The following is a 23,521-nucleotide window of genomic DNA, read 5'->3' as shown; positions in this document are numbered from 1 at the left end:
CGCGCAGTTGCCGGCGCGCCCTAAGAATCACTGATAGGAAACCAGCGTTGCGCCATTTTCATGGCTGAAATCTGGCTTCACGCCAAGCATGGCGGCTGCCCGCCTGATGATGTTTCCGGCCATGACACCCGCATTGTTGGCGGCGACGTCGGTCATCCCGGGCTTTTCCGGGTGCGGAGCGTCAGCGATCGTAAACACCAGATATTGCGGATCGTCCATCGGGAAGGCAGCGACGAAGGTGTTGAAATTCAGTTCCTTCGAGTAGCGGCCATTGATCACCTTCTCGGCGGTTCCGGTCTTGCCGCCAACGCGGTAGCCGGGGGCCCTGGCGTTTCTGGCCGAGCCTTTCTCAGCATTGAGCGTGTAGAGGTAGCGCATGCCCTCCACAGTCTTTTCGCTGACCACTCTCTTGGCCACCGCCATGGCATCCTGCTCGCTGCGGACCAGGAAAGTCGGCGGGATCAGGTAGCCCTGCATCAGCGCCGCGCAGCCGACGGCCGCCTGCAGCGGCGTCGTCGACACGCCATGGCCGAAGGCGATGGTGAAGGAGTTGACCTGTTTCCAGACCTTCGGTTCGGTCGGGCGCGCGACCTCAGGCAGTTCGGTCTGCATCCTGTCCAGAAGGCCAAGGCGATGCAGGAATTCGCGGTGCCCCTCGATGCCGACCATTTCGGCCTCACGCGCCGATCCGATGTTGGAGGAGTAAAGGAACACCTCCGGCAATGACAGCACGCGGTTCTTGCCGTGGAAATCGTGGATCGCCTGATGGCCGACCCGGATTGGGTGCGAGGCGTCGAAACGGCTGTTCATGTTCGCCTTGCCGGAATCGAGCGCCATGGCCGAGGTGAAGCTCTTGAAGGTCGAGCCCATCTCGTAGAGGCCGGCCGACATGCGGTTCAGCCGATCCTTGTCCTGCGCATTGAAGGGATTGTTCGGATCGAAATCCGGCACCGAGGCCATCGCCACCACTTCGCCGGTCTTGATGTTGAGCACGACGGCGCCGGCGCCCATGGCGCGATAGCGCTCGAGGCCGGCGGCAATCTCGTCGCGCACCACATGCTGGACGCGCAGGTCGATCGACAGCTGAACCGGCTTCAGATCCCTGGCGATCGCAAGGCCTGAGGCCTGCAGGTCGCTTAAGCCCTGCTCGTCAATGTATTTCTCCATGCCGGAGATGCCCTGATTGTCGATGTTGGTGAGGCCGACAATGTAGGACGAGGTCACGCCGGCCGGATAGAAGCGGCGCTTTTCGGTGCGAAAGCCGATTCCGGGAATGCCGAGCTGCATGATGTCGGCCTGCTGCTTGGGCGTCAGCTGCCGCTGCAGCCAGACGAAGCCGGCGCCGCTCTTCAGCTTGTGATAGGTCTGCTCGGGGTCGATATCTGGCAGAATGGTCGACAGCTTTTCGATCGCCTCGTCGGCATCGACGATGCGGCGCGGCTCGGCAAACAGCGATGCCGTCTTGATGTCGGTCGCCAGCACCTCGCCGTTGCGGTCGACGATGTCGGGACGCGACGCCGTCACCCGGCTTTGCGGCCCATTCGACATGTCGGGGGACTGGAAACCGAGATAGACCAGCCGCCCGGCGATGGTCGAATAGATGCCGAAGAACACCGCCATCGTCATCACGATGCGGGTCTTGGCCTTGCCGCCGGTCGCCTTGCGCGCGCCTTCGACCACGATGGAGCCGTCCTCGCCGGTCCGTGCGCGGCGCTTCAGCAATTTGCCGACCGACGGAAGTTTGGCGCGCATTGGAAATCCAGCGATCATTGGACGATGGCTCCGGTGACCACGGGATCCTTATCGGCTGGTCCTTTGCCGGAATTGTCGGCCATGCCGCCAAGCCGTTGCGACGACAAGTCCTCGATGTTGAGCGGTTTTGCCGGCAGGTCGTCGAGCCCGACGATCTGCCGCGCATTGACCGGCTCGAGTGCGAGCTGCGCTTTGTAGATTTCAGCCAGCTTCTGCAGGCGCGACGGCTGGGTCAGCAGGCTCCAGTCGGCCTTGAGCAGGTCGATCGTGTCCTCCTCATAGCGGATCTGCGCCTCGATCTTCTGCACCGAAGCCAGCTGTTCCTCGGCCTCGCGCTTGGCCTTGTAGGTTAGGGCCGCGGCCGAGACCATGACGGCGATCAGGACTATGTCGCTGGTTCGAAACACGTATTCACCTCTCTCGCGGCGCCTGGATGCCGGGAAGTTTTGGAAGTCCGAAAACGGTGAGATCACCGGCGCGCGCCGGCGCCTCGGTGCGGATGGCGGCACGCAGCCTGGCCGAGCGCGCCCGCGGATTGGCAGCGACTTCGGCATCGCCTGCCGTCACGCCGCCACCGGCCTTGCTGAAGGTCGCGGTGCGCACGTGCGCCTCAGGCAAATGACGTGAGCCGGTGGCGACATCGGCGCGGTCGGCGATGAAGCGCTTGACGATGCGGTCTTCCAGCGAGTGGAACGTCACCACGGCAAGCCGCCCGCCGGGCTTCAATACCCGCTCGGATGCCATTAGGGCTTTGGCCAATTCGCCCAGCTCGTCATTGACGAAAATGCGCAGCGCCTGGAAGACGCGGGTGGCCGGATGGATCTTGTCTTTCGGCGCGCGGCCGATATGCGTCTCGATGGCGTCGGCGAGATCAAGCGTACGCTCAAACAACCGTTTTTCGCGGCGTGACTCGATCATGCGGGCGATGCGCCCGGCATTCCGCTCTTCGCCGAGGAAGCCGAAGATGCGGGCAAGGTCGCCTATCTTGAACGAATTGACGACGTCGGCAGCACTCAAACCCGCCTGCGCCATGCGCATGTCGAGCGGCCCGTCCGTGCGGAACGAAAAGCCGCGCTCGGGCTGGTCGACCTGCATGGAGGAAATGCCGATGTCGAGGACAACGCCGTCGGCGCTTTCGACCTGTTCGTCCAGCGTCGAGAACGGCGCCTGCACCAGCCTCAGCCTGCCGCCGGATTGCTGTTCCAGGCCGCGCCCGGCGGCAATCGCATCGGGATCGCGATCGATCGCCACCACCGAGGCGCCGCTCGCCAGGATCGCCTTGGTGTAGCCGCCGGCGCCGAACGTGCCGTCGACGATCACATCGCCTTCTTTGGGCGAGAGCGCTTCCAGCACTTCGGCAAGGAGGACCGGAATGTGGCGGACCGGTCCGCCAACGGCGCTGAGATCATCGCCGTGATCCGCCATCATTCCGGCCGCTCCCCAGCCTTGGCCTCGTGAGCCTTCGTCCCCTGCCGAAGCTGCAAAAGCCGAGCGCGCGCCTGCGCCCCATAGGCGGCCAGCCGTCCCGGCTCCCAAACTTGAAAGAAATTGCCACGGCCGACAAAGGCCACTTCGCTCGTGATGCCCGTATGCTCGCGGATGAAATCGCTCATCGTGATGCGGCCATCCTGATCGAGCTTCAGGAACGTCCCGTCGCCATGGCAGAAGAACGACATATCGTCCGCCGTCTGCAAAAAAGGGTCTTCCAGCGCGATGCGCTGCTCGTAGCGGTCGAGCAGATCGAGCCCGCCGACATCCATCGCAGGCACGTCCAGGCCGCGCAGCGCATAGAGTTCCGAATAGCCGCGTTTCTGCACGACCCCGCGGAAATGCGCCGGAACGGAGACCCGCCCCTTCGCATCGATCCTGTTCACCGCGCTTGACAGAAACCGGTCCATGACACGCTGCAGCCGCTTCCGCCGCCGCACCCCTCTCCATGTTTTCGTCCGCGCCGAAGCGCGTCCCCTGCCGAAAATCCGCTTCGATCCCAGCGGCAAAACCCCGCAAACGCACAGCCGCCGCGGCTGCCCGATTGGCGTACGCTTTACCCTGACGCGGAACGAAGGCTTTGGTATCGAAATGGGATATCATGGGGCACTATGGGCGTCAACGGGAACAGGCTTCACAAACGCGCGCCACAACCGGTGAGAGCAGCTCTGACAACACTCCCGTCTTTATCTCCCATTAAGCCTAACGAACCGTTTAGAGCGGGCTGGCCCAAGCGGAAGCGGCTTGCCGCGCATCACTGCCGCGAATAGCGTCGTCAGTCTTTTCGCTGAGCAACAAGGTCAGAAATCCATGTCCGAAACAGCCAGGTTCCGCGCGGCCTCCCTTGCCCATCTGCGTCGCGACGGACTTGCCAAAGGCGACCCCATCCCATTGCCGCTGACCATGGCCGCTATTTTCCACAACCCGGGCGACGGCGCCGGCTACAGTCAGTACGGCCGTTACAGCAACGCCACCTGGGATGCGGTCGAGCACATGCTGGCGCATCTCGAAGACGCGCCATGCGTCGGCTTCCCCTCTGGAATGGCGGCAATCTCGGCGGTGTTTTTCGGCCTGTTGAAATCCGGCGACCGCGTGCTTTTGCCTTCGGACGGCTACCATGCCACACGCGCGCTGGCCGACCGTTTCCTCAAGCCCTTCGGCGTCGCCTATGATCTGCGGCCGACATCGACCTTTCTCGATGGCGGGTTCGAGGGCTACCGCCTTGTCTCCGTTGAAACCCCGTCAAATCCGCGATTGGACATTTGCGACATCACAGCGGTCGCCGAGGCCGCGCACCAAGCGGGCGCGATCGTCGTCGTCGACAACACCACGATGACGCCGTTCGGCCAGCGTCCGCTCGATCTCGGCGCCGACATCGTCGTTGCTGCCGACACCAAGGCGGCCAACGGGCATTCCGACGTGCTGTTCGGCCACGTCGCCAGCCGCAATCCAGACATCATCGCGGACGTCACCGGCTGGCGCGAGACCGCGGGCGGCATTCCCGGCCCGTTCGAGGCTTGGCTGGTGCATCGCGGCCTGGAGACGCTGGAGGTACGCTTCGACCGCATGTGTTCTTCTGCCGAGGTGATCGCGAAGCGCCTGAAAAACCATCGCGCCGTTAGCGGCTTGCGCTACCCCGGGCTGGAGGGCGACCCGTCGCACAACCTCGCCCGGGCGCAGATGGAGCGCTTCGGCTTCCTCGTGTCCTTCGAACTCGCTTCCCAGGAGAAGGCCGAGGATTTCATCAACAACTGCACGCTGATGCAGGCGGCAACGTCGTTCGGGGGTGTCCACACCTCCGCCGAGCGGCGGGCCAAGCGAGGAGATTCGGTTCCGCCCGGCTTCGTGCGCCTGTCGGTGGGCTGCGAGCCGGTGGAAGAACTCTGGCAGGCGATCGAGGCATCGCTGGACAAGATCGGCATCTGAGCTGGCGGTTAGGTCACCAAGTCGTCGGCGCCAATATCGCGCCTGCCGTGCAAAACGCGGACGATCTCGATCGCGTCTTCGCCCATGCGATACAGAGTGACATATTCGCCGACGATCAGATGACGAATGCCGGGCGCGATATCATCGCGCGGCGCACCTGAGAACGGGTGCAAGGTGAGCAGTGTCCAGCGCCTCTCCAAAGCGTCCACAAGGCGCATGGCTCCCTTTGGGCTATGTTCCGCAATGTAGTCACCGATGCCTTCGACATCTGATATCGCCTGAGGAAGCAGCCGATATTTCACTCTTCCGAGCCTGCAGCTTCCGACATCCTGTGATATTTGGCTCGCAGCCGGTCCATGAAGGGCTGGCCGTCCACCGCCGGTCCGCTGTCGATCCCCTCCTGAACCAGCCTGCGCAATTCCTCGACCGTGTAGCCGAGAAGATCGCGGCGGTCTTTCCATTGCCGCAGCGCATCACGGATGACTTCGCTGGCCGAGGCATATTCGCCGGCGGCCACGACATCGTCGACCGCCGCCGCCAGTTCCGGCGAAAGCGTGATGCTGCGTTTGTCGACGTGACCCATGATGCGCTCCTGATCAAACCATGACAATCATGGTACGATTAAATCGTACCAGCTTCAAGGATGCGTTTGTCTCGACCCCAGCATGCGTACTTGATTCAATCGCTCAAGCACCTGAATCGCCAGCTGCGCCCGAAGGCGCAGACTGCTGATCCAAAGGATTAATCGCGATATGGGGGAGAAATTGCCAGCTGGCCTGTAAGCCGGGTTTTGTATGGCCCTCGCCCCTTTCGGGGCGAGAACGTGGCGGCCATTCATCTTGGGCGCATGTTGCCATGCGCCTCACGCAACCTACCCGGACGGTGAGCCGGAAACAGCCCTCGAAGGTTTCCCCTCGCACCGTCCCTATTCGGTTTTGCTCCCGGTGGGGTTTACCGTGCCGCTCCTGTTGCCAGTCGCGCGGTGGGCTCTTACCCCACCCTTTCACCCTTGCCCGATAAATCGTGGCGGTTTGCTTTCTGTGGCACTTTCCCTGGGGTCGCCCCCGCCGGCCATTAACCGGCACCGTGTTTCCATGGAGCCCGGACTTTCCTCACCCGCAGCCTTTCGGCTTTGCGGGTGCGGCCGCCCGGCCAGCTGGCAGAGCGTATAAAGGGGTTCACGTTCCAAAACGCAAATGAAAAAGCAGACTTATGCCGGCGATCCCAATGCCGCCAACTGCACCTTGACCTTGCCGCAATAGGCCGCCGACACCGGGTTCATCCTCGTCGCGGCATGGCCGGCATTGTATTTCAGGATCGTGCCGCAGGTGGTGCCGCCGCCGAGATTGCGCGCCATGGCAAGGTACTTCATGCCGTATTTGATGTTGGTGTCGGGATCGAACAGACCCTTGGCGGAGCCGCTATAACCCATCATCCGCGCCGTTGCCGGCTTGATCTGCATCAGGCCGATTTCACCCGCGCCGCCGACGATGTTCGGCCGGTAGTTGCTCTCGATCTTGATGACCGCCTGGGCCAGCGACACCGGCACGCCTTCGGCCGCAGCATAGCGGGCAATGATTGCCGAATACTGGCCGCCAAGCGCGGCTGCCGCAGTCGACTCCGCAGCGGTGCTTGGGCGGATCGATGCGGTCGTCGTCAGGTCGACGCTCTTCCTGTTGCGCTTAAAATGCCTCTTGGCCGTGGCTTTTCTGGCCTTCACCACGGCTGCTTTGCGCACTTTCGCGGTGGTTGCCCTTTTTGCTTTCGGGTTTGCCTTCGTCATGGTGGCCTTGGCGGGTGCGGCGATGAAGCCCTGGTCTGCCCTCTGGCTCACTGGTGCGGCATCGGCCGTGCTGAAGGCAAAAGTCATTACTCCGGCAGCAATAGCTGCCGTTACAACGGTCAATTTCTGCATGTGGTCCTGTTCTGTTTGGCCGCGCGAAGATCTTCACGCAGCAACGCCTAATCAATATCGGAGCATCCGGGGGGCTGGAGGTCCGATAACTTGCACGAACTGCCTTTGAGGGCGGAATTTGTGTCGAACAAGGCGAGGCAATTCACTTTCAGTGACAGGCTGTAACTTGGATATCAGGAAAAGATTATTTAGACGCAACTGACCTAAGGGAAGTCAGCAGGCTTTGCAGCGTGCTAGACGTAGAGCCGTCGGCGACGCCATCCACCAGGCGTGGTCGGAAATGCCGCTGAAAAGCTTCGACGACGATTTCGGTCTGGCGGTCGAAGACACCTGATATCTCGACGCCATAGCCATAGAGCGCCAGCATCGACTGCAGTGCCTCGACCTCGGCGCCGGTATCGCCGGCTTTCAGCACCGCGCCGCGCCGGACCGGCGCCGCAGGCACGAGATGGCCGACCCCGGCCGCAAACAGCGCCTTCCAGGGGAATTTCTCGCCCGGGTCGATCTTGCGCCCCGGCGCGATGTCGGAATGGGCAAGCACCCTTTGCGCCGTAATGGAATGGCGTTCGATGACACCAAGGCAAAGACCGATCACCGCTTCCACCTGCCGCTTGGGAAAGGCCGAATAGCCGAGCGAATGGCCGGGATTGACGATTTCGATGCCGACCGAACAGGAGTTGATGTCGCGACGACCGAACCAGGAACTTGCACCGGCGTGCCAGGCGCGGTCGCTTTCGCGCACCATCTGGATGATGCGACCGTTCTCATGGACGAGGTAGTGGGACGAGACTTCGCTTGCGGGGTCGCACAGCCAGGCTTCCGCGGCAGCACCCGTCGCCATGCCGGTATAGTGCAGCACGATCATGTCGGGCCTGAGCGTTTCGCGCCGCGGGCCGAAATTCGGCGATACCCTGACCTCCGCGCTTGGCTCGTCGGGCGAGAAGCCGGTCATGCGTGCCTGAGGCCCCGCTCGATCATTTCATAGGCCGCGTTGATCGCCGCGACTCTGGTCGTTGCAATCTTGATGAATTCCTGCGGCAGGCCGCGCGCGATCAGCCGGTCCGGATGATTGTCGGAGACCAGCTTGCGGTACCGCTTCCTGACCTCCTCGAACGGCTTGCCGCGCTCAATGCCGAGCACGATATAGGGATCGCCGGCCCCGAGATTGACGTGCCTGGCCATAATGGCCTCGTAGTGCACCTCGTCGATGCGGAAAATCTCGGCAATACGGTGCAGGAAAATCCCTTCGCGCTCATGCACCAGCCCGTCCGCCTTGGCGATATGGAACAGACCGTCGAGTATGTCTTCCAGCATGACGCAGTTCGAATGGCCCGAGCCGCACATCTGCGCCATACTCTCGGCATAGGTCTCGAACCCGGCGACGTCGCGCTTGGCCAGATCGTAAAGCCGCGCCACATTGCGGGTCTGTTCTCGCGGCACCTCGAATATTTCCTGGAACGCGCGAACCTCGTCCTGGGTGACGATGCCATCGGCCTTGGCCATCTTGGCTGACAGCGCAATCATCGCCACAGAGAAGGCGACACGCCGGCGCAGATCAGCGTCACCGGAGAAAACCGTGCGCACGGCCTCGACCACATCGGCTACGCCGGACGTGGCTGAAGATGAAACGCGGGTGATGAAGTCGCCGAGGCGATCCCAAATCGACATGAGCGCTTATTAGGGCCGCCGGCCATTGCTATCAAGCCAAGACAGCGCCGCAGAGTGGATCGATTTACGCAAGCAACCGACGCGCCAGATCCCAAACCGTAGGAAAGAGCCGGTTCAAGGCCCTTGAGCCCCCGAATCGCCTAAACGCAGGAAGGCCGGCGCGAAGCCGGCCTCCTCTCTCGTCACGTCAAAGTGACCGAGACTGCTGCTACTGCGCGGGGGCAGGAGCAGGTGTTGCCGGAGCCGGTTCTGCAGGCTTCGGTGCATCCGGCGTCGCCGGCTTCATGGGCTCGGCGGCTGGCGGATTGGTGCTCTGGGTGGTGGTGTTATCCGTACCGCTGTCGCTGCAGGCGGCAACGCCGAACAGGGCCAGGGCGGAAACGGAAGCAAGAATCAGCTTTTTCATGACATCTCTCCTTCAACACACGCTCACGTTGCGGTGAACGGTCGAAGGCAAAATGCATCAAACGGTCATGAGTTTCGTAACGTTGCGTTTCCTGATGTAACATCCGCGCACTACCGATTGCGGGCCGGGCGATGCCGAACTAACAGTCTGGACCCAAATGCAATGCCGGAGTTCTGCGTGGACAAGAAATGGGATTTTTGGATCGACCGCGGCGGCACCTTCACCGACGTGATCGGACGTGATCCGCAAGGCGGTTTGCATCCCAGGAAATTCCTGTCGGAAAATCCCGAAGCCTATCCCGATGCGGCCCTAGCCGGCATCCGCGAGCTTTTGGGGCTGAAATCCGGCACCGCTATTCCTCCGGGCCTGGTCGGTGACGTCAAGATGGGTACCACCGTTGCCACGAATGCGCTGCTGGAGCGCAAGGGCGACCGTGTGCTTTTGCTCATCACCAAGGGCTTTCGCGATGCGCTGAAGATCGCCTATCAGGCCCGGCCGGACATCTTCGCCAAGGAGATCATCCTTCCGGAACAGCTCTACGAGCGGGTCATCGAGATCGACGAACGCGTGCGCGCCAATGGCGAGGTCGAGCGCTTGCTCGACATCGCCGCCTGCCGCCCCGCCATCGAACAGGCGAAGGCTGACGGCATCGATGCGGTGGCCATCGTCTTCATGCATGCCTGGAAATATCCCGACCACGAGAAGGCGGTGGCGAAAGTCTGCCGCAAGATCGGGTTCAGCCAAGTCTCGGTCAGCCATGAGGTCTCGCCGCTGATCAAGCTGGTCGGCCGCGGCGACACCACCGTGGTCGATGCTTATCTGTCGCCGATCCTGTCGCGCTATGTGCAAAGGGTGGCGGGAGAACTGGGCGCGATGCCAATCTCCCCACTTGTGGAGGGTGAGGAGCGGTCGGCCAAAGGCCGAGAAAAAGCCGACGATTTGGCTTTTTCAGCGACGAACGCCCGGAGCCATAGCGAAGGGCAGTCGGCAAAGCCGACAGAGGGGGTTCTCTCAGGAGGCACCACCAAAGCGTCGAGCACTGCCGCGGCGACCCCACCCGGCGGCTCCGCCGCCACCCTCCCCTCGAGGGGGAGGGAAAACCCTCGCCTGATGTTCATGATGTCGTCGGGCGGGCTCACCGCCGCCGACATGTTTCAGGGCAAGGACGCGCTGCTGTCCGGCCCGGCCGGCGGTGTCGTCGGCATGGTCGAAACGGCGAAACTCGCCGGTTTCGAGAAAGTCATCGGCTTCGACATGGGCGGCACCTCCACCGATGTCGCCCATTTTGACGGCGAGTATGAGCGCGCTTTCGACACCGAGGTTGCCGGCGTGCGCATCCGTGCGCCGATGATGCGCATCCATACCGTCGCTGCCGGCGGCGGCTCGATCCTGCATTACGAAGCCGGCCGCTTCCGCGCCGGGCCGGATTCCGCCGGCGCCAATCCCGGCCCCGCCGCCTACCGGCGCGGCGGCCCGCTTGCCGTCACCGACGCCAATGTCATGCTGGGCAAGCTGCAGCCCGATTTCTTCCCGGCGATTTTCGGACCCGGCCAGGACCAGCCGCTGGACGTCGCCGCCGTGCGTAAAAAATTCGCTGCGCTCGCCGCCGAAATCGGCGACGGCCGCACGCCGGAAGCCGTCGCCGAAGGCTTCGTTACCATCGCGGTGGAAAACATGGCCAATGCCATCAAGAAGATCTCCGTGCAGCGCGGCTACGACGTCACCGAATATCTCTTGAACTGTTTTGGCGGCGCCGGCGGCCAGCATGCCTGCCTGGTTGCCGACGCGCTCGGCATGGAGGCGGTACTGATCCACCCCTTTTCCGGTCTGCTCTCAGCCTATGGTATCGGGCTGTCGTCGGTTTTCGCGTCGCGCCAGCAGGCACTCCTGAAGCCGCTTGCCGAAGAATCCAGGACCGAGATCGCCAGCCTCATCGGCACGTTGAAAAAAGCCGTCATCGCCGAATTGGCAGCGCAAGGCATTGCGCAGGACAAGGTTGCCGCAAAGCCGGTGCTGCACATCCGCTATGACGGCACCGACACCACGCTGCCGGTGAATTTTGAGCAGGACTCGATCTTCCAGGCCAGGCGCGATTTCGAGATCGCCCACAAGGCGCAGTTCGGTTTCGTCTATGACGACAAGCCGATGATCGTCGAGACGCTCAGTGTCGAAGGCAGCGAAATCGCCGAGACCAGGGCCGAGGCCGTTGCGCCGGCCGGACCGGCACGGGTTGAAGCCGGCGCTTCCGGAACGCGGCGCATCTACACCGAGGGCCGGTGGCACGAAGCCGGCATCCATCGTCGCGAAAATCTGCGCCCATCCAACCTGGTCGCAGGCCCCGCTTTGATCATCGAGCCGAACCAGACCATCGTCGTCGAGCCGGGCTGGCGGGCCGAAATCACCAACCTCAATCACGTCGTCATCCGCCGCACCNCAGACCATCGTCGTCGAGCCGGGCTGGCGGGCCGAAATCACCAACCTCAATCACGTCGTCATCCGCCGCACCGAACGGAAAGTGCGCACGGCTGCCCTCGGCACCGAAGCCGATCCGGTGATGCTGGAGGTCTTCAACAACCTCTTCATGTCGATCGCCGAGCAGATGGGCGTCACGCTGCAGAACACCGCCTATTCCGTCAACATCAAGGAAAGGCTGGACTTTTCCTGCGCCGTCTTCGACCGTCATGGAGCGCTGGTCGCCAACGCGCCGCACATGCCGGTGCATCTCGGCTCCATGGACCGCTCGGTCGAAACCATCATCCGGCTGAACTCCGGCGACATCCATCCCGGCGACGTCTTTGCGCTGAACGCCCCCTACAATGGCGGCACGCATTTGCCTGATATCACCGTGGTGACGCCGGTGTTTTCCCTCCCCCTTGAGGGGAGGGTGGCCGCGCAGCGGCCGGGTGGGGTCCTCTCAGAAGGCACCACAAGAGCGTCGAGCACTGCCGCAACAACCCCCTCCGGCGGCTCCGCCGCCACCTCCCCCTCAAGGGGGGAGGAAGTAATCTTCTACGTAGCCTCACGCGGCCATCACGCCGATATTGGCGGCACCGCGCCCGGCTCGATGACGCCGCTCGCCACCACTGTCGATGAGGAAGGCGTGCTATTTGACAATTTCCGCGTCGTCGATCGCGGAAAATTCCGCGAGGCGGAGCTGCAGACGCTGCTCACCGACCATCCCTACCCCGCCCGCAACCCGCATCAGAACATCGCCGACCTAAAGGCGCAGATCGCCGCCAATGAAAAGGGCGTGGCCGAACTGCGCAAGATGGTCGGCCATTTCGGCCTCGATGTCGTCGAAGCCTATATGGGCCATGTCCAGGACAACGCCGCCGAAAGCGTGCGCCGCGTGCTGGAGCGGCTGCCCGATAGTTCCGAGTACGAATACCCGACCGACACCGGCCAGGTGATCAAGGTGAAGATTACCGTCGATCGGCAAAAGCGCGAGGCGACCGTGGACTTCACCGGCACCTCGAAGGTCGAGAAGAACAATTTCAACGCGCCCGAGCCCGTCGCCCGCGCCGCCGTGCTCTATGCCTTCCGTGTCATGGTCGAGGACATGATCCCGATGAATGCCGGCTGCCTGCGGCCGATCAACATCATCATTCCCGACGGCTCGATGCTGAAGCCCGCCTACCCCGCCGCCGTCGTCGCCGGCAATGTCGAGACCTCGCAGCATGTCACAAACGCCCTGTTCGGCGCCATGGGTGCCATGGCCAACGCGCAAGGCACGATGAACAACCTGACCTTCGGCAACAAGCAGTACCAGTATTACGAGACCATCTGCTCCGGTTCGCCGGCAGGCCGGATGAACTCCGGCCGCGGCTTTGCCGGCACATCCGGCGTCCACACCCACATGACCAATTCGCGCCTCACCGATCCGGAGGTGCTGGAACTGCGCTTTCCCGTCATGCTCGAGGATTTCCACATCCGCGAAGGCTCCGGCGGCAAAGGCAAATGGGATGCCGGTGACGGCACCAGGCGGACGATCCGTTTCCTCGAAAAGATGGAATGCGCCATCCTGTCCTCGCACCGCAACCGCCCGCCGCAAGGCCTCGACGGCGGCGGTGACGGCGAGGTCGGCTCGACCAAGGTCCGCCGCCAGGACGGCAGCGTCGAGACGCTGAAGGCCTGCGACCAGACCGTGCTCGACGCCGGCGACGCCGTCATCCTGACGACGCCGACACCCGGGGGATTTGGCAAGGCCTGAACTCGCGTCAACAGGCTGTCACCCGCCTGTCATGCCCCTGAGTTACCCGCTTGCGGCAAAGCAAATGGGGAATCACTTTGCCATGACGGACGTCTCCTCGGATCTCGTTTTTCGCCGCGGCAAGGAAGTTGGAAAAGCCGTCTACCAGAACCGCCCGCTGTCGAAGGCCGGCATCTCGGAGCGGCTGTTCGCCCTCTTGTTTTCCGGTCTCGTCTATCCGCAGATCTGGGAAGACCCTGAAGTCGACATGGAGGCCATGCAGCTTGGCCAGGGTCACCGCGTCGTCACCATAGCGTCGGGCGGCTGCAACATCCTCGCCTACCTCACCCGCTCGCCTGAACGCGTCGATGCGGTCGACCTCAACGCCGCCCACATCGCCTTGAACCGGATGAAGCTGGAGGCGGTGCGGCATCTGCCCTCGCAGGGCGATCTGTTCCGTTTCTTCGGCGCCGCCGGCACCAACCACAATTCGCAAGCCTATGACCGCTTCATCGCGCCGCATCTCGACCCGGTCAGCCGCCACTATTGGGAGCGTCGCAGCTGGCGCGGCCGCCGGCGCATCACCGTCTTCGACCGCAATTTCTACCAGACCGGCCTGCTCGGCCTGTTCATCGCCATGGGCCACCGCATCGCCAAATTCTTCGGCGTCGATCCCGCCGGTCTCATGGCGTCGAAGAGCCTCGCCGACCAGCGCCGCTTCTTCAATGAAGAGCTGGCGCCGGTCTTCGACAAGAAGCTGTTGCGCTGGGCTACCTCGCGCAAGGCTTCGCTGTTCGGCCTCGGCATTCCGCCGGCGCAGTACGATTCGCTGATCACCTCGGGCGATGGTTCGATGGCCAGCGTGCTGAAGGCCCGGCTGGAAAAGCTCGCTTGCGATTTTCCGCTGAAGAACAACTACTTCGCTTGGCAAGCCTTCGCCCGTCGCTATCCCAATCCGGGCGAGGCCGCCCTGCCCGCCTATCTAGAAGAGGCCAACTACAAGGCGATCCGCAACAATGTCGATCGCGTCGGCATCCACCACGCCAATCTGATCGAATTTCTGGCCGGCAAGGACGCAGGCACCGTCGACCGTTTCGTCCTGCTCGACGCGCAGGACTGGATGACGGACGACCAGCTCAATGCCCTTTGGTCGGAGATCACCCGCACCGCCTCGGTCGGCGCCCGAGTCATCTTCCGCACCGCCGCCGAGCCCAGCCTGCTGCCGGGCCGCGTCTCGATCTCGCTGCTCGACCAGTGGACCTACGAGGACGAGGCCTCGCGCGACTGTTCGGCCCGCGACCGCTCTGCCATCTATGGCGGCTTCCACCTCTATGTGAAGCGCGCGGCATGAGCGCGAGCCGGCTGCCGGCCGATCATGCCGAACTGATGGACGGCGTCTACCGCTGGCAGCGCCACATCTACGACCTGACCCGCAAATACTATCTGCTTGGCCGCGACCAGATGATATCCGGGCTGGATGTGCCGGCGAATGGCAGAGTGCTCGAACTTGGCTGCGGCACCGGCCGCAACATCGCGCTTGTAGCCCGCCACTATCCCGACGCCCGCCTCTACGGCCTCGACATCTCGGCTGAGATGCTGGAGACCGCCGGCAAGGCGATCGGCCGCGACGGCCTGTCCGGCCGCATCGTGCTGGCGCGCGGCGACGCCACCGATTTCGACGCCAAGACGCTGTTCGGCATCGAGCGCTTCGACCGCATCTTCGTGTCCTATTCGCTGTCGATGATCCCCGGCTGGGAAAAGACGGTTTCAGCAGCCCTTGCGGCACTCGCGCCCGGCGGCTCGCTGCATGTCGTCGATTTCGGCCAGCAGGAAGGCTTGCCCAACTGGTTCCGGACATTGCTGCGCGGCTGGCTCAAGAAATTCCATGTCACGCCACGTGAATCATTGCGCGAAGTCTTGGAATCGGAATCTCGGCGAACCGGCGCAAGCTTCTGTTTCCGCGCGCTTTATCGCGGCTATGCCTGGCTGGCGGTCGTCAAGATCGCGCACTCTTACCTCCCCCTCGATGGGGGAGGTCGCGCCGAAGGCGCGGGTGGGGGTGAAGTGCCAGGCACCCCGCCCCGGCGCTACGCGCCGACCCTCTCCATCAAGGGGAGGGTAAAGGGAGCTAGCGCAGTGCCTTCATCAGCGCGCCGACCATCACCTGCGGCCGGTAGCCGAGCTTGGCCGGCGTCAACCCCAGCCGCACCACCACCAGTTGCTCCGACGGGATGATGGCGACCGTCTGGCCGTCATGGCCCTCCATCCAGTAGGTATCGTTGGGCAGGCCGGCGGCGACGCCGGCGCCGGGATTTCCTTCGTCCCCCGGGGCTTCGATCCAAAGTTGCCCCTTGCCGTAGACTTTCGAGGCCGGTGCCGGTTCGCGCATCCAGTCGACGAAACCGGCCGGCAGGATCTGGTTGCCGTTCCAGACGCCGCCCTGCAGCAGGAATTGGCCGAACCGCGCCCAGTCATGCCCCGTGGCATAGAGGTAGGATGAGCCGACAAAGGTACCCTCCTCGTCGGTTTCGAGCACCGCGCTTTGCATGCCGAGCGGCCCGAACAGCGCTGCCCTTGGCCACATCAGCGCCTTGTCCTTGTCGCCGATAGCATCCTGCCACAGCCGCGACAGCATCACCGCCGTGCCGCTCGAATAGGAAAAGACCTTGCCGACGTCGCCGGTCAGCGGCTTGGCCTCGGCGAAGCCCGCCATATCGGGTTCGAGATAGAGCATGCGCGTCACATCGGCGACGTCGCCATAATCCTCGTTGAACTCGAGTCCGCTCGACATCGCCATCATATCGGCAAGGCTGATGGCGGCGCGGCCGTCCGCCTTCCATGAGCCGAACAGACCCTGATTGGTCACCGCCATCTTGCCGTCCTTGACCAGCGTGCCGACGAGCGCGGCGTTGACCGTCTTGGTCATCGACCAGCCGAGCAGCGGCGTTTTCGCCGAAAAGCCCTCGCCATAACGCTCGGCAACAATGCGGCCATTTTTGACCACCACCACGGCGCGCATGCCGATGCCGGTCATCGCCGCACCGTCGAGGATCTTGTTGATTTCGGGATTTTGCGAGGCGTCGACTCGATCTCCCCCGGGCCACAGATCGCCCTTGGTGGCCGCCGACGCCTCGGCAGGGATTGACGTGCGCCGTGCCTTGCCGACGTCGCCATCGGGAACCGAGGCGCAACCCAGGCCGGCGCGCGCAACGGCAACGCTCTTGCCGAGGAAGCCAAGCAGCCCGGCCGAGACGGTCCCCCTGTTCTTGTCGACCGACACCTTCATCAGCCTGAGAAGCGGATGGCCGGGCGCCTGCACGTCGATGGCAAGCACCTCATTGGGATCACGGCCGGCGATAAAAACATTCGAGCAGACAATCTTGGCGGAATAGCCGGAACCGACGCGGATCAGTTCGGGCGGCGCGACGTAGAGCCAGGTAAACAGGGCGGCTATGGCCAACACGACCAGGCCGAGCAGCCATTTGATGATCTTCACGGCGATCCGCATCTTTCCGTCCCTGCTTTTCCGCTGCCCGTGGCTTGCGGCCCGATTTATGTCATCGATTTGCCGCCATTGCTTCCGCAAAATCGGTGTTCTTGTCGAGCGCCGTCAACCTGTTATCAACCATGATCGGCGATCACTGGTGCATGTCGCCCAAAAGTGCGCAGCGGTTTTGGAACAACGACATGCACGAAAATAGCGTATCAGGCGATGCTGTGGGGCGATCGCCTGAGGGGCACCTGCAACGACAACCCAACAGCGACCGGCTGATTCCGGCTCGGGAAATGCGATGCGCCGTTTCGCGGCCCTCATCACGTTGACGCTGCTGGCCGCCTGCTCGACCGCCGGCGATCTCGTGCCCTCGATGTCGCCATCCAGCAGCCCGACGGTTGCCGTGCGCGCACCGCGTTTCGAAGACTCCAAGCCGCATGAATGGGATAGCGGCGCGCCTTGGAACTATGCCGTTCACGGCACCGACGTCTCCAAATACCAGACCTCGGTCGACTGGCCGACGGCCAAGGCCAGCGGCATCTCCTTCGCCTTCATCAAGGCGACCGAGGGCGGCGACCGTTTCGACGAGTATTTCAACGAGCATTGGTCGCGCACCAAGGCCAATGGCATTCCGCGCGCGGCCTACCATTTCTTCTATTTCTGCACGCCTGCCGCCACCCAGGCGCGCTGGTTCATCCAGAACGTGCCCGTCGACCGCTCGGCCATGCCGCCGGTGCTCGACATGGAGTGGAACCCGCAATCGCCGACCTGCCGGCTGCGCCCGGATTCAGCGACGGTGCGGGCCGAAATGACCACCTTTCTCGAGATGATCGAGCGGCACTATGGCAAGAAGCCGATCATCTACACCTCGGTCGACTTCTTCGACGATAACGACCTTTCGACCTTCCGCGGCTATCCCTACTGGCTGCGCTCGGTCGCCGGCCACCCCCGCCAGAAGTACGGCAGCCACCCCTTCACCTTCTGGCAATACACCGGAACCGGTATCGTTCCCGGCATGACCGGCAAGTCCGATATCAACGTCTTCAACGGCACTGAGGCAGCCTGGAAAAAGTGGCTGCGGCAGAACACCCGTTGACACCGGCTCTGCCGCCTGCTTTTCGACGTCCCATGCGCACCTACCTGCAACCACTGGGATATCCACGCCGGAAACAGTCGAGGAGCCGACTGCGCTCCGGGCTGCTCGCGGCCCTGCTGCTCGGCGCTGCGGCGATGCCGGCGGCGGCGCAGGAATGCGGCGGCGACTTCGAAACCTGGAAGCAAGGCGTGGCGGCGGAAGCCAAGGCAGCCGGTGTCGGCGCTGTCGGCCTTGACGCGCTGGAAGCCGCCACCATCGACGACAAGGTGCTGGCGCGTGACCGCGCCCAGGGCGTCTTCGCCCAGACCTTCATCCAGTTCTCCAACCGCATGATCTCGGCCTACCGGCTGAAGCAGGGCGCGGCCAATCTGAAGAAATACGCCGAAATCTTTGCGCGCGCCGACCAGCAGTTCGGTGTCCAGGCGCCGATCATCACCGCCTTCTGGGGGCTGGAGACCGATTTCGGCGCCGTACAGGGCGATTTCCACACGCTGAGCGCCTTGGTGACGCTGTCGCATGACTGCCGCCGCCCGCAGCTGTTTCGGCCGCAACTGGTGCCGCTGTTGACGCTGATCGATCGCGGCGTCGTTCCGGCCGACGTCACCGGCGCCTGGGCCGGCGAGATCGGCCAGACGCAGATCCTGCCTTCCGATTATCTCGCGCGCGGAGTCGACGGCGACGGCGACGGCATCGTCGACCTCAGGCGCAGCGTACCCGACGTAATCATGACCACGGCCAACAAGGTGCTGTCGCGCGGCTGGAAACGCGACCAGCCCTGGATCGAGGAAGTGCGCGTGCCCGAGGACATGCCCTGGGAGCAGACCGGCCGCACCAACAAGTTGCCGCTGTCGCAATGGGCCGCCTGGGGCGTCACCAATCCCGATGGCACGCCGCTGATCGACAATGGCCTGAAGGCCGGCCTGGCGCTGCCGATGGGCCGCAAAGGTCCGGCCTTCCTCGCCTACGACAATTTCGACGTCTATCTCGAATGGAACCAGTCCTTCACCTACGCGCTGACCGCCGCCAACTTCGCCAGCCGGCTGGCCGGGGCAAAGCAGTTCGACCCGCGCAATCCCGAAACCGGGCTCAATGGCGACCAGATGAAGGAATTGCAGACCAAGCTCGAAGCCAGGGGCTATGACGTCGGCACCGTCGACGGCATTCTGGGCACCAACACCCGCGAAGCCATCCGCAAGGAACAGATGCGGCTCGGCATGCCGGTAGACGGCTGGCCGACGCCGGAGCTTTTGGGGAAACTGTGAGTAGAATCTGCCCAAGCTGGGTTCCTTATTCCCTACTCCTTGCCCGGACGAAGTCGATAAATGCCCGCAAAGCCGGGGGGACGTGCCTCGAACTCGGGTGATACAGGAAGAAGCCTGGAAAGCTGGGCGACCAGGGCTCTAGAAATCTCATCAGCCTGCCCGCATCGATCCAGGACTGGACCTGATAGTCGATCATGTAGGCAACGCCTGCTCCACCCAGCGCCGCGTTCAGCATCAGCTCGGTGTCGTTGACAGTCAGGCTGCCCTCGACGGCGATTTCCAGAGACCGTTTGCCGCGCGCGAACTCCCATCGATAGAGGTTGCCGCCACCAGGCCACTGGAATTTTATGCATTGGTGCTGATGCAACTCCTGCGGATGGCGCGGTATGGCCCGATTTTCGAGATAGACGGGAGCGGCCACCGCCGCCATCTGCAAATCCCCGCTCAGTTTCACTGCCACCATGTCCTTCTCCAGCCGCTCGCCAAGCCTGATTCCGGCATCGAACCGTCCTCGAACAATGTCGGTCAGCGTATCGTCGACGATGACGGTCAGCGCGATATCAGGATAGGCGCGTTGGAAGTCGCCAAGGATCGGGCCGATGAACCGCACCGCGGCAACACGCGGCACGTTTATTCGTAGCGAACCCGCCGGTCGATCACGCGCGGCATGAATGTCCGCTACGGCGCCCTCTAGCTCTTCGAACGCAACGGCAAGGCGCGCAAACAGCGTCTCGCCGGCACCAGTGGGTGAAACACTACGCGTCGTGCGATTCAGCAACCTGACGCCGATGCGAGCCTCCAGTTGCCGGATCGACTGGCTGAGCGCCGGCGGGGAAACACGCAGCCGGGCGGCGGCGCGGACGAAACTACGCTCTTCCACGATTGCGGCAAATGCCTTGAGCTCGGCGAATTCAGAACCGCGCATTGTGTATCCCTAGATTAACAAGCTAGTCAGATAATAGGCCATTATCTGATCAGTTGCATGGCCCTATTTCTCGACTAGCGGACCCGTCGGATGAAACCGGCACGGGCCTGAATGATTGAAGGAAACGTATCATGCCCAAGTCCTTGCAAGGCAAAACCGCACTCGTCACCGGCAGTTCGCGCGGCATTGGGCGAGCCATCGCCGAAGGCCTCGCCTCCAAGGGCGCTGCCGTCGTCGTCAACTATGTCGGCAACCACGAAGCCGCTGACGAGGTCGTGGCCGCCATCGCCGGCAAGGGAGGAAAGGCGATGGCGGTCCAGGCCGACATATCAAGCGTCTCGGATATTCATCGCCTGTTTGACGAGGCTGAGAGTGAGTTCGGCGCGATCGACATCGTGGTTGCCAATGTCGGCGTCGCCGTCATCAAGCCTCTGACCGAGGCAACCGAAGCCGATTTCGACCATGTCTTCGGCACCAATGCCAAGGGCACGTTCTTCGTGCTTCAGGAAGCAGCGCGCCGTGTGCGAAACGGCGGCCGCATCATCGCGGTCTCCACCGGCGGCACCAAGATGTTCTTCACGCAAACGGCGCTCTATCTCGGCAGCAAGGGCGCCGTCGAACAATTCGTCCGTGTGCTCTCGCGTGAACTCGGACCGCGCGGCATCACCGTGAATGCGCTGTCGCCTGGCTTCACCGACACGGACCTGCTTCCCGAGCGCGATCGCGCCGTGGCGGCCGGCATGTCTCCATTTGGCAGGATCGGCGCGCCCCGCGACGTTGCCGATGTCGCGGTCTTCCTGGCCAGCGACGAGGCCCGCTGGCTGACCGGCGAGAATATCCAGGCCGGTGGCGGGGTCGCTTAGTCCGCCATCGTCTCTAGGCTGGCGAATCCCTGCGGCGCATCGCCTTCATCGAAGGGTGTCGTCACCTCGACGAAGGTATCGGGATAAAAGCCGTTGAAGCGGGTTCTTAGCGACAGCGAATAGGCGCCGATATGGCCGATCTCGATCCAGTCGCCGGTGTCGACGGTTTCCGGCAGCCAGAACGGCCGCGACAGGATGTCGACGGAATCGCAGGTCGCGCCGCAGACCTTGAACGGCACGATGTTCTTCTCCTCGCCATTGCGCGAGCGGATCGCCGGATCGGGGATGAAGCGGGCCGGCAGTGTGATCTTGCCGGTCCAAGAATCCGACAGCGACGCCCAGATGCCGTCATTGATGTAGAGCCGCTTGCCCTTGCGCAGCAGCACCCGCACGATCAGCGACAGGCAGCGCGCCACGATCACCCGGCCGGGCTCGGCCACCAACGGGATCTGGTCGAACTGGTATTCCCTCAGGTCGCCCGACAGCCGCGACATGATCTGGCCGAGCGACGGCATCTCGATCTGCTTGCGATTGGGGTCATGGCCGTACTCGGCGGGAAAGCCGCCGCCGACATCGAGGCCCGCAATGTCGAAGGTCAGCCGGTTGCGCACCCAATCGGCGGAGGCCAGCGCCCGTTCATAGGTGTCGGGATCCTCGATCTGGCTGCCGACATGGAAGCACAGGCCGACCTTGTAGCCGGTGCGGTTGAGCCGCTCGGCGAGTTCCACCGCATAGGCCGGCCCGGCGCCGAATTTCTTCGACAGTTCATAGGCCGCCGAACCCTTGGTCTGGATTCGCACGAACACGCTGATGGAGCCCGGATCGATGTCAAGCGCCCGCACCACCCGCGTCAGCTTGGTGATCTCGTCCTCATGGTCGAGCGAAATGACCCGGATGGCGTATTTTTCCAGCGCAAGCTTGATGTCCGACTGCGCCTTGACCGGATGCATGTAGAGCATCTCGGCGTCGGGTGAGACGGCGCGCACCGCGGCGAACTCGCCGGGCGAGGCCACATCGAAGGCGGTGACGCCGGCTTCGACCAGCGCCTTGAGCACGATCTGCTCGCCATTGGTCTTGACTGCGTAGGCGGTCTTGCCGGGAAACATGCCCATGAACTGTTTGGCATCCGCCTTCAGCACCTGCGGGCGAAAGCAGTAGACCGGATCGTCCGGCCGAAGCGCCAGCGCCGCCTCGCGGGCATTCTCGAATCGCTGCATGGACGAATCCCCTGACTTCTCGGCTGCGCACAATTAATCCAAGCTAGCGGCCAAAGAAAACAATTCTGTGTCTGGCGGGCACTGACCCAGCGGCGCATCCTCCTGGCAGCACTGTTGCCAGCAATCAGGTTTCGGGTGGCTCTTGTCGCCGGACCCGATATGCCTTCTGCCTGAGTGGCTGGCATTGATGCCGCGGGGAAGGACGTTCACGATGGCAATAGCCACGACAGCCGTGCAGCGCGGACCGATGACGCTGAGGGACTGGGGACAGCTTCTGCTGCTCGGCGCCATCTGGGGCGGCTCGTTCTTCTTTGCCCGCATCGCCGTTGCCGAAATGCACCCGCTGGTGCTGGTGCTGTTTCGCGTTGCCATTGCGGCCATTGCACTGCAGCTCTATCTCGGCATTCGCGGTCCGTCCTTCCGCCTCGCCTTCCCGCATGCCGGCCTGTTTTTCCTTTTGGCGCTCGCCAACAATGTCGTCCCGTTCTCGCTGATCTTTGCCGGCCAGACCGCGCTTGGCGCCGGCGTCGCCTCGGTGCTCAATGCGACGACGCCGTTCTGGACGCTGATCCTCGCCAACGCGCTGACAGCGGACGAAAAGCTCTCCTGGAACAAGCTTGCCGGCATCGGGCTCGGCATCGCCGGCACCGCTGTCATGATCGGCCCCGGCCTGCTGGCCGGGCTCGGCGGCCCGGTCTGGGCGAAATTCGCGCTGATCGGCGCCTCGCTGTCATACGCCGTCGCGCTGATGATTGCCCGCCGCTTCAAGGGCGTGCCCTCGCCGGTCATCGCCACCGGACAATTGACGGCGTCGACCATCATCATGATCCCGGTGGTGCTGCTCACCTATGGCCCGGCCGGCCTGTTCTCGGCCTCGCCGCCGGTCTGGACGGCGGTGCTGGCGCTGGCGCTGCTCTCCACCGCCTTCGCCTACATCCTCTATTTCAACGTCGTCGCCTCGGCCGGCGCCACCAACGCCTCGCTGGTCACGCTCATCGTCCCGGCCAGCGCCATCCTGCTCGGCCTCCTGTTCCTCGGCGAGCGGCTCGCTCTGTTTGAGTTCTGCGGCATGGCACTGATCGCGCTTGGCCTGTTGACGATCGACGGGCGGTTGTTTGGTCGGCGCTAATGCCTGTCGACCAAAAGTGCGCAGCGGTTTTGGGACAACGACGCGCTTTAGGTCTGGTAGCGCTGCCATGCCTCGCTTTCGCCACGGCCGCGTCACAATTTATTCACAGGCTGCCAGCGGCTTTTGCCGAAGAGTTTCAACGCTTAACGGCAGGTGGCAGGTCGCAAATTCCACAATCGCGTCGCATTGCAG

Annotated in this window: 20 protein-coding genes, 1 other RNA gene and 2 pseudogenes; 9 read left to right on the top strand and 14 right to left on the bottom strand. The window is 63.3% G+C overall.

Annotated features, from left to right (window positions below; translation table 11 throughout):
- Positions 1 to 27: 27 nt before the first annotated feature.
- Genes X726_RS162640 through mraZ form a run of 4 tightly spaced genes read right to left on the bottom strand, consistent with a single transcriptional unit; the run spans position 28 to position 3,650 of the window.
- Positions 28 to 1,752, bottom strand: a complete 1,725-nt coding sequence (locus X726_RS162640) for a penicillin-binding protein 2 (RefSeq protein ID WP_023668270.1) — start codon at positions 1,750 to 1,752, stop codon at positions 28 to 30.
- Between the two features lie 14 nt (positions 1,753 to 1,766).
- Entirely contained in the window at positions 1,767 to 2,159 is a 393-nt protein-coding gene (locus X726_RS162645) for a hypothetical protein (protein ID WP_023668269.1), read from the bottom strand.
- Between the two features lie 4 nt (positions 2,160 to 2,163).
- Positions 2,164 to 3,180 (bottom strand): 16S rRNA (cytosine(1402)-N(4))-methyltransferase RsmH, encoded by a 1,017-nt coding sequence (gene rsmH, locus X726_RS162650; protein ID WP_023668268.1) that lies wholly within the window; start codon positions 3,178 to 3,180, stop codon positions 2,164 to 2,166.
- Complete coding sequence (gene mraZ / locus X726_RS162655) at positions 3,177 to 3,650, bottom strand: division/cell wall cluster transcriptional repressor MraZ (RefSeq protein WP_023668267.1); 474 nt, start codon at positions 3,648 to 3,650, stop codon at positions 3,177 to 3,179. The genes rsmH and mraZ overlap by 4 nt, the downstream gene beginning before the upstream one ends.
- A gap of 400 nt (positions 3,651 to 4,050) precedes the next feature.
- Here mraZ and X726_RS162660 point away from each other — a divergent pair, with 400 nt between their 5' ends.
- On the top strand, positions 4,051 to 5,166 hold the full coding sequence (locus tag X726_RS162660; RefSeq protein ID WP_023668266.1) for a cystathionine gamma-lyase: 1,116 nt from the start codon (positions 4,051 to 4,053) through the stop codon (positions 5,164 to 5,166).
- Between the two features lie 8 nt (positions 5,167 to 5,174).
- On the opposite strand, the gene X726_RS162665 is transcribed toward X726_RS162660, so the two are convergent.
- The 7 genes from X726_RS162665 to X726_RS162690 form a co-directional block, all read right to left on the bottom strand.
- A complete protein-coding gene (locus tag X726_RS162665) occupies positions 5,175 to 5,468 on the bottom strand; it encodes a type II toxin-antitoxin system RelE/ParE family toxin (RefSeq protein WP_023668265.1) in 294 nt (97 codons plus the stop codon).
- Positions 5,465 to 5,749 (bottom strand): type II toxin-antitoxin system ParD family antitoxin, encoded by a 285-nt coding sequence (locus tag X726_RS162670; protein ID WP_023668264.1) that lies wholly within the window; start codon positions 5,747 to 5,749, stop codon positions 5,465 to 5,467. Before X726_RS162670 ends, X726_RS162665 begins: the two co-directional genes overlap by 4 nt.
- A 180-nt stretch (positions 5,750 to 5,929) precedes the next feature.
- An RNA gene (rnpB, locus tag X726_RS1000000167935) (RNase P RNA component class A) lies at positions 5,930 to 6,326 on the bottom strand.
- Positions 6,327 to 6,376: 50 nt separating this feature from the next.
- A complete protein-coding gene (locus X726_RS162675) occupies positions 6,377 to 7,081 on the bottom strand; it encodes a transglycosylase SLT domain-containing protein (protein WP_023668263.1) in 705 nt (234 codons plus the stop codon).
- A gap of 184 nt (positions 7,082 to 7,265) precedes the next feature.
- Positions 7,266 to 8,033, bottom strand: a complete 768-nt coding sequence (locus tag X726_RS162680; protein ID WP_023668262.1) for an N-acetylmuramoyl-L-alanine amidase — start codon at positions 8,031 to 8,033, stop codon at positions 7,266 to 7,268.
- The gene (locus tag X726_RS162685; RefSeq protein ID WP_023668261.1) at positions 8,030 to 8,749 is read right to left on the bottom strand and encodes a DnaJ family molecular chaperone; all 720 of its coding nucleotides are present in this window, start codon (positions 8,747 to 8,749) and stop codon (positions 8,030 to 8,032) included. The genes X726_RS162680 and X726_RS162685 overlap by 4 nt, the downstream gene beginning before the upstream one ends.
- Positions 8,750 to 8,957: 208 nt before the next feature.
- Positions 8,958 to 9,155, bottom strand: a complete 198-nt coding sequence (locus X726_RS162690) for a hypothetical protein (RefSeq protein WP_023668260.1) — start codon at positions 9,153 to 9,155, stop codon at positions 8,958 to 8,960.
- A 162-nt stretch (positions 9,156 to 9,317) separates the two neighbouring features.
- On the opposite strand from X726_RS162690, the pseudogene X726_RS1000000171495 reads away from it, so the two are divergent.
- From X726_RS1000000171495 to X726_RS1000000168505, 4 genes and pseudogenes are all read left to right on the top strand, one after another.
- Positions 9,318 to 11,495 (top strand): annotated as a pseudogene (locus X726_RS1000000171495) (hydantoinase/oxoprolinase family protein); the annotation flags it as partial.
- Between the two features lie 214 nt (positions 11,496 to 11,709).
- Complete coding sequence (locus tag X726_RS1000000171490; protein ID WP_348626747.1) at positions 11,710 to 13,365, top strand: hydantoinase B/oxoprolinase family protein; 1,656 nt, start codon at positions 11,710 to 11,712, stop codon at positions 13,363 to 13,365.
- A gap of 31 nt (positions 13,366 to 13,396) precedes the next feature.
- Positions 13,397 to 14,695: a DUF3419 family protein gene (locus tag X726_RS162695; protein ID WP_031199088.1), complete on the top strand. Its 1,299-nt coding sequence runs from the start codon at positions 13,397 to 13,399 to the stop codon at positions 14,693 to 14,695.
- Positions 14,692 to 15,348, top strand: a pseudogene (locus X726_RS1000000168505) (methyltransferase domain-containing protein); the annotation flags it as partial. The gene X726_RS162695 and the pseudogene X726_RS1000000168505, both read left to right, overlap by 4 nt.
- Before the next feature lie 124 nt (positions 15,349 to 15,472).
- Here X726_RS1000000168505 and X726_RS162705 read toward each other — a convergent pair.
- Positions 15,473 to 16,852: a serine hydrolase gene (locus X726_RS162705; RefSeq protein ID WP_023668255.1), complete on the bottom strand. Its 1,380-nt coding sequence runs from the start codon at positions 16,850 to 16,852 to the stop codon at positions 15,473 to 15,475.
- Between the two features lie 358 nt (positions 16,853 to 17,210).
- Between X726_RS162705 and X726_RS162710 the strand changes: the two genes are divergently transcribed.
- Positions 17,211 to 17,933: a glycoside hydrolase family 25 protein gene (locus tag X726_RS162710; RefSeq protein WP_245259982.1), complete on the top strand. Its 723-nt coding sequence runs from the start codon at positions 17,211 to 17,213 to the stop codon at positions 17,931 to 17,933.
- 32 nt (positions 17,934 to 17,965) lie between these two features.
- Positions 17,966 to 19,195 (top strand): lytic murein transglycosylase, encoded by a 1,230-nt coding sequence (locus X726_RS162715; protein WP_023668253.1) that lies wholly within the window; start codon positions 17,966 to 17,968, stop codon positions 19,193 to 19,195.
- 25 nt (positions 19,196 to 19,220) lie between these two features.
- On the opposite strand, the gene X726_RS162720 is transcribed toward X726_RS162715, so the two are convergent.
- Positions 19,221 to 20,120: a LysR family transcriptional regulator gene (locus X726_RS162720; RefSeq protein ID WP_023668252.1), complete on the bottom strand. Its 900-nt coding sequence runs from the start codon at positions 20,118 to 20,120 to the stop codon at positions 19,221 to 19,223.
- A gap of 131 nt (positions 20,121 to 20,251) precedes the next feature.
- Between X726_RS162720 and X726_RS162725 the strand changes: the two genes are divergently transcribed.
- Positions 20,252 to 20,983 (top strand): SDR family oxidoreductase, encoded by a 732-nt coding sequence (locus X726_RS162725; protein ID WP_023668251.1) that lies wholly within the window; start codon positions 20,252 to 20,254, stop codon positions 20,981 to 20,983.
- Here X726_RS162725 and X726_RS162730 read toward each other — a convergent pair.
- On the bottom strand, positions 20,980 to 22,200 hold the full coding sequence (locus tag X726_RS162730; RefSeq protein ID WP_023668250.1) for an alanine racemase: 1,221 nt from the start codon (positions 22,198 to 22,200) through the stop codon (positions 20,980 to 20,982). The genes X726_RS162725 and X726_RS162730 overlap by 4 nt on opposite strands.
- A gap of 211 nt (positions 22,201 to 22,411) precedes the next feature.
- On the opposite strand from X726_RS162730, the gene X726_RS162735 reads away from it, so the two are divergent.
- Complete coding sequence (locus X726_RS162735) at positions 22,412 to 23,329, top strand: DMT family transporter (protein WP_023668249.1); 918 nt, start codon at positions 22,412 to 22,414, stop codon at positions 23,327 to 23,329.
- Positions 23,330 to 23,521 lie beyond the last annotated feature (192 nt).

It is taken from the genome of Mesorhizobium sp. LSJC285A00, from assembly GCF_000503155.1.
In the GTDB taxonomy this organism is placed as follows: domain Bacteria; phylum Pseudomonadota; class Alphaproteobacteria; order Rhizobiales; family Rhizobiaceae; genus Mesorhizobium.
This window is presented reverse-complemented; position numbering and strand designations above follow the sequence as displayed.